The following is a 14,030-nucleotide window of genomic DNA, read 5'->3' on the forward strand; positions in this document are numbered from 1 at the left end:
TACGCCGGCCACGTCACCACCGCGACGAGGCGGCGCAGCTTCGAGCGGGTCTACGACCTCACCGAGCGGGTGATTCCGCCGGACATTCTTTCCCTGCCCGACGTGCCGGAGGCGCAGGCGCAGGCCCAGCTCGTCGACCTCTCCGCCCGGGCGCTCGGGATCGCCACGGCCGCGGAACTGCGCGACTATTTCCGCCTCGACGCGTCCGATGCCGCCGCCTCGTCGCGGTGGTGACGTGGCCGGCGTAGAACAGCCATTCGAGCATGCGCTTGGGCTCGCTCCATTCCCACCAGCCGGCCCGGCCGGTCTGAACGTCGGAGGCCGCCATCGGGCCCTCGTCGCGCAAGCGGGCGAGGAGCGCCATCGCCTCCGCGCGGCGCTCGCCCGCGAAGACCCGCATGCCGGCATAGCCGGCCCCACCCCGGTCGGCCCGTTCCATGCGCCAGCGCAGCAGCGGGTGCAGCGCCAGCGGCAGCAGCGAGCATTCGTGAGCCCAGTACTCGAACAGCCGCCGGTCGCGGCGCGAGCCCCAGGCCCGTCGGTCGAGGAGGGCCGTGTCGTAGGCGCCGAGCCGCGAGAAGGCCGGCAGGTAGTGGGCCCGCACCAGGACGTTGACGCTGTCGATCTGGTGCAGGCCGAGGCGGTCGAGCGTGGCGGCGAGGTGGCGGGGACCGACCGTGGCCGGTCGTGCGGCATGGAACCCTTGCGCCGCCAGGGCGACCCGGCGGGCTTCGACAGGCGTCAGCCGCACGATCCCCACCGGATCAGATCTTCCGCACGGCCCCGTGGGCGGCGCTGGTGGTCATGCTGGCGAAGGCCCGGAGCGCGGCGCTCACCTTGCGCTTGCGCGGCGCCGCGGGCTGCCAGCCCTTGGCACTTTGCGCCGCGCGCCGGCGCTCGATCTCGGCGGGATCGACCGCGAGGTGGATGCGCCGGTTCGGGATGTCGATCTCGATCCGGTCGCCCTGCTCGACGAGGCCGATCAACCCGCCCTCCGCGGCTTCCGGCGAGACGTGGCCGATCGACAGGCCCGAGGAGCCGCCCGAGAAGCGCCCGTCGGTGACGAGGGCGCAGGCCTTCCCGAGGCCCTTCGACTTCAGGTAGCTCGTCGGATACAGCATCTCCTGCATGCCGGGGCCGCCGCGGGGGCCTTCGTAGCGGATCAGCACCACCTCGCCCGCCTGGACCTTGCCGCCCAGGATGCCCTCCACCGCCGCGTCCTGGCTCTCGAAGACGTGGGCGGGGCCGGAGAAGGTGAGGATGCTGGCATCCACGCCCGCGGTCTTCACGATGCAGCCATCCTCGGCGAGGTTGCCGTACAGCACCGCGAGGCCACCATCCTGCGAATAGGCGTGGGCGGCATCGCGCACCACGCCCGTCTCGCGGTCGAGGTCGAGCTCGTCCCAGCGCGAGGCCTGGCTGAAGGCGACCTGGGTCGGCACGCCGCCGGGCGCCGCGCGGTAGAACTCGCGCACGCTCTCGCTCGTGGTGCGCTGCACATCCCAGCGCGCCAGCGCCTCCTTGAGGGTGCCGGAGCCGACATTGCCGACATTCGTGTCGATCAGGCCGGCCCGGTCGAGCTCGCCGAGGATCGCCATGATGCCGCCGGCGCGGTGCACGTCCTCCATGTGGACGTTGGCGACGGCCGGGGCGACCTTGCACAGGACCGGCACCCGGCGCGACAGCCGGTCGATATCGGCCATGGTGAACGGCACCTCGCCCTCATAGGCGGCGGCCAGCAGGTGCAGCACCGTGTTGGTCGAGCCGCCCATGGCGATGTCGAGGGTCATGGCGTTCTCGAACGCCGTCATCGAGGCGATCGCGCGCGGCAGGACCGAGGCGTCGTCCTGCTCGTAGTAGCGCTTGGCGAGGTCGACGACGAGGTGGCCGGCCTCCACGAAGAGGCGCTTGCGGTCGGCATGGGTCGCCAGCACCGAGCCGTTGCCGGGCAGCGACAGGCCGAGCGCCTCGGTGAGGCAGTTCATCGAGTTGGCGGTGAACATCCCTGAGCACGAGCCGCAGGTCGGGCAGGCCGAGCGCTCGATCACCTGCACGTCCGCGTCGGTGACGCGGTCGTCGGCGGCGGCGATCATCGCGTCGACGAGGTCGACCTTCTTGATCCCGGTCGAGAGGTTGACCTTGCCGGCCTCCATCGGCCCGCCGGAGACGAAGACCACCGGGATGTTGAGGCGGAGCGCCGCCATCAGCATGCCGGGGGTGATCTTGTCGCAGTTCGAGATGCACACCATGGCGTCGGCGCAATGCGCGTTGACCATGTACTCGACCGAATCGGCGATCAGGTCGCGGGACGGCAGCGAATAGAGCATGCCGTCATGGCCCATCGCGATGCCGTCATCGACCGCGATGGTGTTGAACTCCTTGGCGACGCCGCCGGCCGCCTCGATCTCCCGCGCGACGAGCTGGCCGAGATCCTTCAGGTGGACATGGCCGGGCACGAACTGCGTGAACGAGTTCACCACCGCGATGATCGGCTTGCCGAAATCGGCGTCGGTCATGCCGGTGGCGCGCCACAGGCCGCGGGCGCCGGCCATGTTGCGGCCATGGGTGGTGGTGCGGGAGCGATAGGCGGGCATTGGAACTCTTCGAGGTTCGATCACCCCGCGTCATGCCGCCGCGACCCCGCCCGCCGCAAGTCCCTGAATGCAGATCAGGCCCGCGGAGGCCGCTACTTCGAGCAGCCGATGCAGATGCCCTTCATGATCGCGTCCTCGCGCTTCTCCTCCTGGCGGTTGCGCGGGGTGACCGTGCCGGTCTCGTCGGGCCCGAGGGCGCCGGGCTTCGGCACGGTCTGGCCGACGGCGCTGGTATTGGGCGCGCGGATCGTCGAGGCCGGGCCGCCGCCGGTGCCGGTCTCGCTGACCGCATTCTGCGCGAGGGCGGGGAGGGGGGTGAGCAAGGCGAGGGCCAGGACGGGAGTGAGGAGGCGGGCCGGCATGGTGTTCGTCCTTGTGAAGCTCCGACCGAGTCGACGCGGAGCGCGCGGCGAAGTTCCCGGGATGTGGTCACGCGTCGTCCAAGCGGAGCCCATGCAAGCGGAGCCCATGGAAGTTTCGCACGCGAACCCTCCCCTCTCTGCGGGGGAGGGTTCAGCCCGCACGCCGCCGGGCGCCTATATCCGCCCCATGGACACCCCCGCCGACAGCCGCTTCCCCAACAGCCGCTTCTCCGCCTGGCGCCGCGCCGCCGCCGCCCGTCTCGGGCCCTTGCGCCACCTGCCCGCCCTGTTCCGCCTCGCCGTCGCGACCGATCCGCGGCTCACCCTCGCCAGCCTGGCCTTACGCCTCCTGCGCGCCGGGCTGCCGGCCCTGATGCTCTACGTCGCCAAGCTCGTGGTCGATGCCGTGGTGGCCGGACGCGCCGCGCCACCGCCCCCGGACGGCTGGCTCGCCGATCCGCGGCTGCACCACATCGGGCTCCTCGTCGGGATCGAGCTCGGCCTGGCGGTCGCCTCGGACCTGCTCGGGCGGGCGACCTCCTACGTCGACGGGGTGCTGGCCGAGAAGGTCGGCAACGCCACGACGTTGCGGCTGATGGCCCATGCGGCCGCCCTCGACCTCGAGCAGTTCGAGGACAGCGCGGTGCAGGACCAGCTGGAGCGGGCCCGGCGCCAGGTCGCCTGGCGCTCGAACCTCATCGGCCAGCTGCTCGGCCAATTCCAGGACCTCGTCACCGCCGTCACGCTGGCCGTCGCGGTCGGCACGATGCTGCCGGGGCTGGTGCTGCTCCTGGTGCTGGCCCTGATCCCGGCCTTCCTCAACGAGCTGCACTTCAACGCCCGCGGCTACCGCCTCGCCTGGCGCCGCAGCCCGGACCGGCGCGAGACCGATTACCTGCGCTATCTCGGCGCCGACGCGCACAGCGCCAAGGAGGTGAAGCTGTTCGGCTTGGCCTCCCACCTCGCCGAGCGCTTCCGCGATCTCGCCGGCCGGCTGCTCGCCGAGAACCGGGACCTGGCCCGGCACCGGGCGCTCGCCGGCGGCGCCTTCGCGACGCTCGGCACCCTCGCCTACTACGCCGCCTACCTCGTCATCGCCGGGGAGGCGCTCTCCGGCACGCTCACCGTCGGCGACCTCACCTTCCTGGGCGGCGCATTCCTGCGCCTGCGCGGCCTCGTCGAGGGGCTGCTGCTCGGCGCCTCGCAGCTCCTCGGCCAGGCGCAGTATCTCGACGACCTGTTCTCGTTCTTCACCATCGCGCCGACGATCCGCTCCGGGTCGCGGCCGGTGCCGGAGCGCCTGCGCGAGGGCTTCGTGTTCGAGGATGTCGGCTACCGCTATCCGGGCGAGAGCCGCTGGGCGGTGCGGAACCTGTGCCTGCGCATCCGGGCCGGCGAGGTGGTGGCGCTGGTGGGCGAGAACGGCGCCGGCAAGACCACGGTCGTCAAGCTGCTCGCCCGCCTCTACGCCCCGACGGAGGGGCGCATCCTGCTCGATGGCCACGACCTCGCCGAGTACGACATCGACTCCCTGCGGGCCAGGATCGGCGTGATCTTTCAGGACTTCATGCGGTTCGACTTCACGGCGGGCGACAACATCGCGGTCGGGCGCATCGAGGCGCGGGCGGACCGGGACGGCATCGCGGCGGCGGCCCGGCGGGCGCTCGCCGATGCGGTGATCGAGCGGCTGCCGGCGGCTTACGACCAGCGCCTCGGCCGTCGCTTCGAGGACGGGGTCGAGCTGTCCGGCGGCGAGTGGCAGAAGGTGGCGATCGCCCGGGCCTACCGGCGCGACGCGGCTTTCCTGGTCCTCGACGAACCGACGGCGGCCCTCGATGCCGGGGCCGAGGCCGAGGTGTTTCGCCGTTTCGCCGACCTCGCGGCCGGGCGCACCGCGCTCCTCATCTCGCACCGCTTCTCCACGGTGCGCCGGGCCGACCGGATCGTGGTGCTGGCCGGCGGGACGGTGCTGGAGGAGGGGACCCACGCGGCGCTGGTGGCGCGGGGAGGCCGCTACGCCGAGCTGTTCGAGCTTCAGGCCGCCGGCTACCGCTGAGCCGCCTCGTAATCCGCGAGGTCGGCCGCATCGGTGATCTGCTCGCGGGCGGCCCGGTCCAGGCGCTCGACGATACGGGCGATGGACGGCGCCGCGTAGGGGCGCGCGGCGCGCAAGGCCCGAAGCGTCTTGGCGAGGCGGATCGTCACCTCGATCTCCGCCATGCCCTCGCGGATCAGCGGCCGGAAGGCATCGGTCAGCATGTCGTCGAGTGTCGGGCGGGGCACGCGGACGGGGGGCCGCCCGGCCAGCTCCTCGCCTTCCGGCTCGTCGGGCGGCAGGTGCAGCAGCACGCGCAGAAGGGCGTTCAGCACCTCGATCGCAGTGCCGGGATCGTTGGTGGCCGGCGCCAGCGCGCGGCTCGCGATCTCGGACAGGGCGACCAGGCCGAGGCGCGGATCCTGCTCGAAGCGCCGGTGCCGCTCGATCGCGAAGGCCTTTGCCAGGGTCGTGGCCAGGGTCCCGCCCTCTTCTCCGAGGTCGCCCTCGACGTATAGCAGCGGCCGGGTCGGGTGGACGAGGGTGCCCGGCAGGGCTGCAACGTGGACGACGAGGCCGTGCTGCTCCGCGCGCACCCCGAGGGAGGCCACGTCGATATGGGTGACGTAGCCGGTCGCCTTCGCGAAGACCGGTTTCGCGCCGGCCGACACCGCGACCGCCGGCCGGCCGCCGAGCCGCGGGTCGGCGGCGAAGGCCTGCATCGCCGCGACGGCGGCATCCTCGACGCGGTCGATCACGTCGCCCATCCGCCCGAACCCGGTGATGTGGCCGATCCAGCGCAGGAGCGTGACGACCACCACCGCGACGATCAGCACGGTGCCCGAGAACAGGACCACGCGCCCGCTGTCGCCGTAGGCGCTCGACTGCAGTCCGATGATGCCGACCACCGAGAACACGAAGGCGCCGAGAAAGGTCGAGAGCGCGTTCTGCGAGGTCGGATCGCCGATCAGGAGCTGCGTCGCCCGCGGCGTCGCGAGCTGGGTCGCCGAGCCGTAGGCGCTGACCATCGCCGTGAGCGAGAAGGTCGTCACCGCCAGCATGCTCGAGGCCATGATCTGGAGGATCGTCCCGACCGCGTCCTGCCCGAGCTGGCCGTGCATATCCGCCGGCAGGAGCGGCCCGACGAAGGCCGCCACGACCGCGAGGCCGACGCCGAACAGGCTGATCAGCGCCGCCCGGAACCAGACCTGCCGGACGACCCGCCTACCGATCCATGCCCAGCGGCCCATCTGCCCTCGTCCGTGCGGGATCTCCCGCGATCCCCAGCCGGAGAATCCGGAGCGGCGCCCGATCGCGTTGTGCTCGCGCGCCGCTCCACGTCCTCGATCGTGCCGCCTTGTCCACGACGAACCGGGATCCACCGCGTCGGACGATGCTCCAGAGCAGCCGTGCCGATGCGACGGGACCGGTGCGGGTCGTCGTCAATGGTCAGGCCTTTCGGGCGAGGCATCGCCCTCCCGCTCGGCCCGGTCGCGGTCGAGCTGGTGGAGCAGCTCGGCGAGGCGCGGGTCGAGCCCCTCGTCGAGCACGGGTTCGTACAGGGCCTGGAGGTAGCGGCCGAGCCGCTCCCGGCTCGCCGCGTCGAGAGTCGGCCCGCCGTCCGACGGCTCGCGGGACCCGTATGGGTCGGACCTGGGCGTATCGGATTCGAATGCGATCATCGGCCCTACATTTGGCACGCGGGGGCGGCCGGCAAGCCTTCACCCGCTCCAAGCCTGCAATCCGACGACGCCGGCCCCGAAGCGAGACCGTTGGACGCAAGACAGGAACCCCCGGTGTGCGCTACCGTTGGCCGGCGCAACCGGAGGGATCAGTTTGATGCGATTCACCGTTCCGCTCGTCCTCGCCTGCGGCCTCGCTGCGCCCGCCCTGGCGCAATCCGGCCGTCCGCCGGCGCTCCTCATCCACGGCAATTACTGCGGCCCGGGCAACAACGCGCCCCTGCCGCCGATCGACGCCCTCGACGCGGCCTGCGCCCGGCACGATGCCTGCACGCCCCGCGGCGGGCTGCCCTCGGCGGCCTGCAACGCCCGCCTGCAGCGCGAGGCCGAGCTGATCTCCCGCGACCCGCACCAGCCCGCGGACCTGCGCGACGCGGCGGGCTTCGTCGCCTTCGCGGCCGGCATGATCCCGTCGCGCTCGCAGGTGGCGGCGGCTCCGTCCATCGCGGCCCCGGCCCTGAGGCCGATCGGGCACACGGACCCGGCCCCGTCGATCGACGAGGACGACGAGTAGCGCCGTCAGAGCGGATAGGTCACGTCCGTCAGCGCCTCGGACAGGGCCCAGAGCCGCGCCGCCGCCTCGGGATCGGCGGCATGGGGTTCGACCTTCGCCGGCGCCGGGTGGCCGCGGATCTCCCACACGCCGTCCGGTCCGTAATAGCGCCCGCCTTCCGCCTCCGGCGCCGTGGCGGCGTAGAGCAGGGGCAGGGCGCCGCGCGCCGCCGACTGGCCGATCAGCCCGAGCAGGCCGGCCCCGACGCGCTCCGCCAGGGGCCCGGCCCGGTCGCCGCGCCGGGCGATGGCGGTCGCCGCGACCCCGGGATGGGCGGCGACCGACCGGATGGGCGACCCGGCGGCGCGCAGCCGCCGGTCGAGCGCGAGGGCGAAGATCAGCATCGCGAGCTTGGTCTGGCGGTAGGCGCTCTGCGGCCCGTAGGCGCGGCGCAGCTGCAGGTCGTCGAAGGCGATGGTGCCGGAGCGATGAGCGATGCTCGCCACCGCCACGATGCGGGTGCCGTCTCCTTGCCGCAGGCTCGGCCAGAGCAGGCCGGTGAGGGCGAAGTGACCGAGATAGTTGGTGGCGAGCTGGCGCTCGAACCCGTCCTCGGTCTCCTCGCGCCGCGGCACCGCGGCGATGCCGGCATTCAGGAGCAGGATGTCGATCGGCCGGCCCTCGGCCCGCCAGGCCGACGCGAAGGCCCGCACCGAGGCGAGGCGCGCGGTGTCGAGGGGACGGGTCTCGACAAGCGCCGCCGGATGCGTCCGGCGGATCGCCGCCGCGGCCGCCTCGGCCTTCCCCAAGTCCCGGGCGGCGATCACGATCTCGGCTCCGGCGCCGGCGAGCGCCAGGGCCGCCTCGTAGCCGATGCCGCTCGTCGCGCCGGTGACGATGGCGCGGCGCCCGGCCTGCGGCGGGATCAGGGCGGTGGTCCAGGGCATCCGCGCGCTCCTTCGCTCTCGGGAGAGCCCAAGATGGGGGCATGATCGCCGGCGGGAAGAGGGCGGGCGGGGATCGCAACCGCCTCCATGCACGTTCCTTGCACGCTCGCCCGGCGTTCTTGCAGGGACTGGCCTTGCACGCCTAGCCTGCATCATCGGGCGTTGATACACCGGAGGACGTGAGGGACCCGCATGATCGGCCGGCTGATCTCCACCCTGCGTCCGCCCAAGCTGCCCGACGGCAGCGATGCCGTGCCGGAGGAGACGGTCCTGGCCGCTCCGCCGGAGGCGGTAGTGCGGTTTCCCCCGATGGTCCCGCTCGTCCCCCCGCAGGCGGTCAACGACGACCCCGAAGTGGCCTTGTGCGATGCCGTGGAGGCGGCTTTGCGCGCGGCCGGCTACCTGCCCGAGCCGCCGGCGGCGTGAGAGCCCCTTCGACACGGCTCCGGGGTGTCACGGGGGATCGATCCTCGCCTCACCCACGCTGTCCCACCGTGGCACATGAGGCGGCCGAGGATCGGGCCGAGCGGCGGTTCGAACAGGCCGGCGGTCCTCGCCGGCGAGCCCGCCTTCGCCGCCTCCGGCAGCTCGGCCGGCGCCTCGATGCCGGTTCAGTCCGCGCCGTCCCGGGTGGTCACGGCGCATCGTTCGCGCATCGTGTCGGCTCCGGTCCCGGTCAGGGTGAGGGCCGCTTGCGCGAGGAGGCGCGCCAGGGTGCCGGGATCGGCATAGGCGAGATGGATGCGCACCATCGGGCGCCCGCCCGCGGCCTTCGCTGCCGCGAAGGTCCGGGGCTCGGCCGCGACGAGCATCGCCCGCTCGTCCTCCTCGATTCCCACCACCAGCGATACCCCGTCCTCCGCCAGCCAGGCGAGCCGCCGCCGGCCGATCCGGAAGACCGGCCCGGCCGCGCCCGCGTGCTCCGTGACACCCGGCAGGGTGGCCGCCGCCCGGCGGGCGACCTCGAACCAGACCGAAGGTTTTCGGGACGCGGTCTCGCGGCGGGGACATCTCCTCATCTCCCGTCAACGCGGTCGACGGGATCCGGGCCAGCCGGGGAAAGTTGCCTTCCGGTCGACCGGTCCCGCAGGCAGGTGCAGCATACGATGACCGAGGCCCGAACGGCCCTGGTCGGCGGAGCCAGCGGCATCATCGGCAAGGCGCCGATGGAGGCGCTCGCCGCGGCGCCCGGCTGGCGCGCCCGCGCCCTGTCCCGCCACCCGCACGGCTCGGCCGGGGCGGTGGCGGTGGCGGTCGACCTATCGTCCGACATGGGCATGATCCGCCGCGCGGGCTTCACCGAGACCGTCGACAGCGTCACGGCGCCGATCGAGGCGGTCCGTCGGCGGCACGAGGCGACGGTGCTGCCGCGTTCATCGCCCGACGCCGCGCCGCCGCGGCCCCGCCCGCTTCCACCACCCCGAACATCGCCGGCTGTGCCGCCGCGACCAGCCCGCGCAAGGCCGAGCCCAGCGCCTGAAGCCGCTCCTCCGTCAATTGCCCCTGGAACAGGTGCGCCGCCACGACGAGGCGCGGCCGCTGGTGACGGTCGCACAGGGCGGCGGCGACGGAGGTGACGCCGCGGATGAGATGGCCGGCATCGACGGCGTAGCCCCGGGCTGCGGAGGCCTCGACCTCCTCCAGGAAGGTCTCGAACGGCACCGGCACGTGCCAGCGGATCGCCCCGAAGCGGGCCCGCAGGGTGGCGCGCGGCAACCCGCCGGCAGCCTGGCCCGCCGCCGCCACGGCGCGGCCGATCGCGCCCGCATAGGCCGGGATTCGGGTGGCGAGGCGGAACTCGATGTGGATGCCGCTCGCCGGCACGATCCGCCCGAGGAGCAGCGCCTTGTCGTCGGGCGCCACCTGCCAGACGCTCGTCGTCGCCTCGAACTCCGTCGCGACCTGCTGCAGCCCCGGTTGCAGCAGCTCCACGTCCGAGCGGTTGAGGAGCGGGCGCGCCACCTCCAGCAGGCCGAGGCCGAGCCGGTAGGTCTTGGTGTCCGGCACCAGCGCGACGAAGCCCTCGCCCACCAGGGTGCGCAGGATGTTGAGCGTCGTCGAGGGGCTGACCCCCGCGGCCCGGGCGATCGCCGTGACGCCGAGCGCCTCGCGCGCGCCCGCGACCGCCCGCAGGATCGCCGCGGCCTGCGTCACGGCCCCGACCTCGCGGCCGACCTCCATCACCGCCGCCCGGTCCACGCCCGCCTCGCCGCGCTCCACCACGCCGCCCCCTTGCCGCGCCCTTCGTTTACGGTACAGAATATCGTTCAGCGGACGGAATGAAAACGACGATCCGCGCACGGCCCGGGGCAACGGGTCGGACATCATGGGAGGACCAGGATGGCACGGACCCGACGGGCCCGGACGGCGCCCTGCGCCGGTGCGACGCTGCGGGCGCTCTGCGCCGCGACCGCGCTCTTCGCCGCCTCCGCGGCCCGCGCCGATGGCGACGTGCTGCGGATCGGCATCATCACCGACATGAGCGGCCAGTACAGCGAGGGCAACGGCGAGGGCTCGGTCGCCGCCGCCCAGATCGCCGTCGAGGATTTCGGCCCGACCGTGCTCGGCAAGCGGATCGAGATCATCTCGGCCGACCACCAGAACAAGCCCGACATCGCCTCTACCATCGTGCGCAACTGGATCGACACAAAGGGCGTCGACGTGGTGGCGGAGGGCGTGAACTCCGCGGTCGCGCTCGCGGTCCAGGCGGTGACGCGCGAGCGCAACAAGATCTTCCTGATCTCGGGCGCCGGCTCGTCCGACCTCACCGGCAAGTCGTGCTCGCCGACCAGCGTGCAATGGACCTACGACACCTACGCCTCGTCGAACGCCACTGCGAAGACGCTGGTCGCCCGCGGCGAGAAATCCTGGTATTTCCTCACCGCCGACTACGCCTTCGGCCACGCGCTGGAGCGCGACGCGGCCCGCGCGGTCGAGGCCGCGGGCGGGCAGGTTCTCGGCAAGGTCCGCCACCCGTTCAACAATCCCGACTTCTCGTCCTTCCTGCTCCAGGCGCAGAGTTCGCCCGCCCAGGTGATCGCGCTGGCCAATGCGGGCAGCGACTTCGCCAACGCGGTCAAGCAGGCGCACGAATTCGGCCTGACCCAGTCGGACAAGACCATCGCGGCGTTGCAGGTGACCCTGACCGACGTCGCCTCCCTCGGCCTCGACGTGGTGCAGGGCGCGCTGTTCACCGACAGCTTCTACTGGGACCGCACCCCGGAGACCCGGGCCTATGCCGAGCGGTTCCATGCCCGCCGCAAGGCGATGCCGACCGCCTACCAGGCCGGCGTGACCTCGGCGATCACCCATTATCTCGGGGCGGTGAAGGCCGCCGGCACCACCGAGGCCGCCGCCGTGATGGCGAAGATGCGCGAGACGCCGGTGAACGACTTCTTCGCGCAAGGCGGCAAGGTCCGGGCCGATGGCCGCATGGTCCACGACATGTACCTGATGCGCTTCAAGAAGCCGTCCCAGTCGACGGGCAAGTGGGACCTCTACGAACTCGTCACCACGGTTCCGGGCGATGAGGCGTTCCGGCCGCTCGGCGAAGGCGGATGCCCCTATGTCCGGAACTGAGCGCGCTGCCGATCTCGCCGCGCTGGTCCGGCCCGGCGCGGTCGCGATCGTCGGCGCCTCCGCCGACCCGACCCGCATCGGCGGCCGGCCGATCGCCTACATGTTGCGCGCCGGCTTCCAGGGCGCGATCCTGCCGGTGAACCCGAACCGGGCCGAGGTGCAGGGACTGGCCTGCTACCCCTCCGTCGCGGACCTGCCGCAGGCCCCCGACGTCGCCGTGATCGCGGTGCCGGGCGCGGCGGCGCTCCGGGCGGTCGAGGAGCTGGGCGCGCGCGGCACGCGCTTCGCCGTGATGTTCACGGCGGGCTACGCCGAGACCGGCGAGGCCGGGGCGGAGGCGCAGGGAGCGCTCGTCGCGGCGGCGCGGCGGCACGGGATGCGGCTCCTCGGTCCCAACTGCCTCGGCCTGTTCAACGCCGCCACCGGCTTCTACCCGATCTTCTCCGCCTCCCTGGAAGGCGGCCTGCCGCTGCCCGGGCGGATCGGCATCGCCAGCCAGTCGGGCGCCTACGGCACCCACCTCTTCACCGCCTGCCGCAACCGCCACATCGGCACCGCGATGCTGGTCACCACCGGCAACGAGGCCGACCTCTCGGTCGCCGACGCGATCGGCTGGATGGCGCGGGACGACGACCTCGACGTCATCATGGCCTATGCGGAGGGCGTCTCGGACGGGCCGGCCTTCGCGGCCGCCCTGGCGGCGGCCCGGCGGGCGCGAAAGCCCGTGATCGTGATGAAGGTCGGCCGCAGCGCGATCGGCAGCGCGGCGGCGCAGTCGCACACCGCCTCGATCGCCGGCAACGACGCGGTCGTCTCCGCGGTGCTGGCCGAGCACGGCGCGATCCGGGCCCGCTCGACCGAGGAGCTGATCGACATCGCCTATGCGGCGACGCGGCGGATCTACCCGGTGCCGAACAGCCTGGGCGTCATCACCATCTCGGGCGGGGCCGGCGTCCTGATCTCGGATGCCGCCGAGGCCGTGGGCCTGCCGATGCCCCCGATGCCGGAGGAGGCGCAAGACCGGCTGAAGGCGATCCTGCCGATCGCCGCGCCGCGCAACCCGGTCGACTGCACCGCACAGGCCTTCAACGACCTGTCGCTGATCGGCCGCTTCACCGAATCGATGATCGCCGACGGCGGCTATTCCTCGATCCTCGCCTTCTTCACCCAGATCGGCGGCGCCCCCAGCATGGCCCCGGCGATCCGCGCCCAGCTCAACGCCGTCAAGGCGCGCCACCCGGACCGGCTCTACGCCCTCTCGGTTCTCGCCTCGCCGGAGCGCAACCGCGAATACGAGGCCGACGGCTACCTGCTCTACGAGGACCCGGCCCGGGCGGTGGTGGCCCTCGACGCGATGGGGCGCCTGGGCGCGAGCTTCGCGGCCGCCGAGCCGGTCGCGCCCCCGGTGGGGGAGGCCGTCGTGCTGCCGGAGGCCACCCCGAGCGAGGCCGAGGCCAAACGCCTGCTCGCCGCGGCCGGCATCGCGACGGTGCCGGAGGCCGTGTGCACCGACGAGGCGGCGGCGGTCGCGGCGGCCGACTCCTTCGGCTTCCCCGTCGTGATGAAGATCCTGTCGCCGGACATCCTGCACAAGACCGAGATCGGCGGCGTGCTCCTCGACGTCGCCGACGCCGAGGCGGTCCGGCGCGGCTACGCCACCCTCCTGGAGCGGGCCGCCCGCCACGCGCCGACGGCCCGGATCGAGGGCGTGCTGGTGGCGCGCCAGGTCAAGGGCGGGGTCGAGTGCATCATGGGCATCCAGCGCGACCCGGTCTTCGGCCCGGTGGCGATGGTCGGCCTCGGCGGGGTCTTCGTCGAGATCATGCGCGACGTGGTCTTCCGGCGCTGCCCGTTCGGCGAGGACGTCGCCGCGGCGATGATCCGCTCGATCAAGGCGGCGCCCCTGCTCACCGGGGCCCGAGGCCGGCCGCCCTGCGATGTCGCGTCTCTCGCCCGGATGCTGTCCCGCCTCTCGGTCCTCGCGGTGGCGGCGGGGCCGCGGTTGCGCTCCATCGACCTCAACCCGGTCTTCGCCCTGCCGGAGGGAGCCTTCGCGGCGGATGCGGTGATCGAGGTGGGGGAGGCCGGGTGAGCGGTTGCGGGACGGGGTCCTCTCCCCCCTTTCTGCGGGGGAGGGGACCCCGCCGCGAGGGCGAAGCACCCGTGCGCGGGGTGGGAGAGGGGAGCGGGTTATGGGCGGCGGTGCGGCCGTCGAGGGACAGCCATCCCGTGACCGATCCCGCCCGCATCGCCGTCACCCGGGGCTCGGCGCAGCCGA

Annotated in this window: 13 protein-coding genes and 1 pseudogene; 6 read left to right on the top strand and 8 right to left on the bottom strand. The window is 73.0% G+C overall.

Annotated features, from left to right (window positions below; translation table 11 throughout):
* Positions 1 to 234: DNA glycosylase AlkZ-like family protein (locus VQ03_RS31770; RefSeq protein WP_208605494.1), on the top strand; the 234-nt coding region annotated here is incomplete at its 5' end.
* Here VQ03_RS31770 and VQ03_RS35260 read toward each other — a convergent pair.
* The 3 genes and pseudogenes from VQ03_RS35260 to VQ03_RS10070 form a co-directional block, all read right to left on the bottom strand.
* Positions 209 to 760 (bottom strand): annotated as a pseudogene (locus VQ03_RS35260) (DNA glycosylase AlkZ-like family protein); the annotation flags it as partial. The gene VQ03_RS31770 and the pseudogene VQ03_RS35260 overlap by 26 nt on opposite strands.
* A gap of 4 nt (positions 761 to 764) precedes the next feature.
* The gene (gene ilvD, locus VQ03_RS10065) at positions 765 to 2,594 is read right to left on the bottom strand and encodes a dihydroxy-acid dehydratase (RefSeq protein ID WP_048450742.1); all 1,830 of its coding nucleotides are present in this window, start codon (positions 2,592 to 2,594) and stop codon (positions 765 to 767) included.
* 92 nt (positions 2,595 to 2,686) lie between these two features.
* On the bottom strand, positions 2,687 to 2,956 hold the full coding sequence (locus tag VQ03_RS10070; protein WP_048450743.1) for a hypothetical protein: 270 nt from the start codon (positions 2,954 to 2,956) through the stop codon (positions 2,687 to 2,689).
* 187 nt (positions 2,957 to 3,143) lie between these two features.
* Here VQ03_RS10070 and VQ03_RS10075 point away from each other — a divergent pair, with 187 nt between their 5' ends.
* Positions 3,144 to 5,012, top strand: a complete 1,869-nt coding sequence (locus tag VQ03_RS10075) for an ABC transporter ATP-binding protein (protein WP_083467904.1) — start codon at positions 3,144 to 3,146, stop codon at positions 5,010 to 5,012.
* On the opposite strand, the gene VQ03_RS10080 is transcribed toward VQ03_RS10075, so the two are convergent.
* Both VQ03_RS10080 and VQ03_RS10085 read right to left on the bottom strand, forming a co-directional pair.
* Positions 5,003 to 6,241 carry a DUF2254 domain-containing protein gene (locus tag VQ03_RS10080; protein ID WP_048450744.1) on the bottom strand — a complete coding sequence of 413 codons (1,239 nt, stop codon included), beginning with the start codon at positions 6,239 to 6,241 and terminating at the stop codon, positions 5,003 to 5,005. The genes VQ03_RS10075 and VQ03_RS10080 overlap by 10 nt on opposite strands.
* 192 nt (positions 6,242 to 6,433) lie before the next feature.
* Positions 6,434 to 6,673, bottom strand: coding sequence for a hypothetical protein (locus tag VQ03_RS10085; RefSeq protein ID WP_048450745.1), 240 nt, complete (start codon positions 6,671 to 6,673; stop codon positions 6,434 to 6,436).
* Positions 6,674 to 6,830: 157 nt separating this feature from the next.
* Here VQ03_RS10085 and VQ03_RS10090 point away from each other — a divergent pair, with 157 nt between their 5' ends.
* Positions 6,831 to 7,247, top strand: a complete 417-nt coding sequence (locus VQ03_RS10090; protein ID WP_425350052.1) for a phospholipase A2 family protein — start codon at positions 6,831 to 6,833, stop codon at positions 7,245 to 7,247.
* 5 nt (positions 7,248 to 7,252) lie between these two features.
* On the opposite strand, the gene VQ03_RS10095 is transcribed toward VQ03_RS10090, so the two are convergent.
* Positions 7,253 to 8,173 carry an oxidoreductase gene (locus tag VQ03_RS10095; protein ID WP_048450747.1) on the bottom strand — a complete coding sequence of 307 codons (921 nt, stop codon included), beginning with the start codon at positions 8,171 to 8,173 and terminating at the stop codon, positions 7,253 to 7,255.
* Positions 8,174 to 8,365: 192 nt separating this feature from the next.
* On the opposite strand from VQ03_RS10095, the gene VQ03_RS10100 reads away from it, so the two are divergent.
* Positions 8,366 to 8,599, top strand: a complete 234-nt coding sequence (locus tag VQ03_RS10100) for a hypothetical protein (RefSeq protein ID WP_048450748.1) — start codon at positions 8,366 to 8,368, stop codon at positions 8,597 to 8,599.
* Between the two features lie 185 nt (positions 8,600 to 8,784).
* Here the strand turns inward: VQ03_RS10100 and VQ03_RS10105 are convergent, their stop codons facing one another.
* Together VQ03_RS10105 and VQ03_RS10115 are read right to left on the bottom strand one after the other, a co-directional pair.
* Positions 8,785 to 9,192 carry an MmcQ/YjbR family DNA-binding protein gene (locus tag VQ03_RS10105; protein WP_048450749.1) on the bottom strand — a complete coding sequence of 136 codons (408 nt, stop codon included), beginning with the start codon at positions 9,190 to 9,192 and terminating at the stop codon, positions 8,785 to 8,787.
* A gap of 298 nt (positions 9,193 to 9,490) precedes the next feature.
* Entirely contained in the window at positions 9,491 to 10,396 is a 906-nt protein-coding gene (locus tag VQ03_RS10115; protein ID WP_053078488.1) for an IclR family transcriptional regulator, read from the bottom strand.
* A gap of 117 nt (positions 10,397 to 10,513) precedes the next feature.
* Between VQ03_RS10115 and VQ03_RS10120 the strand changes: the two genes are divergently transcribed.
* Both VQ03_RS10120 and VQ03_RS10125 read left to right on the top strand, forming a co-directional pair.
* The gene (locus tag VQ03_RS10120) at positions 10,514 to 11,752 is read left to right on the top strand and encodes an ABC transporter substrate-binding protein (protein ID WP_048450751.1); all 1,239 of its coding nucleotides are present in this window, start codon (positions 10,514 to 10,516) and stop codon (positions 11,750 to 11,752) included.
* Positions 11,739 to 13,844 carry an acetate--CoA ligase family protein gene (locus VQ03_RS10125; protein ID WP_048450752.1) on the top strand — a complete coding sequence of 702 codons (2,106 nt, stop codon included), beginning with the start codon at positions 11,739 to 11,741 and terminating at the stop codon, positions 13,842 to 13,844. Before VQ03_RS10120 ends, VQ03_RS10125 begins: the two co-directional genes overlap by 14 nt.
* The last annotated feature ends 186 nt before the right edge of the window (positions 13,845 to 14,030 follow it).

The sequence above is a fragment of the Methylobacterium tarhaniae genome (assembly GCF_001043955.1).
GTDB lineage: Bacteria > Pseudomonadota > Alphaproteobacteria > Rhizobiales > Beijerinckiaceae > Methylobacterium > Methylobacterium tarhaniae.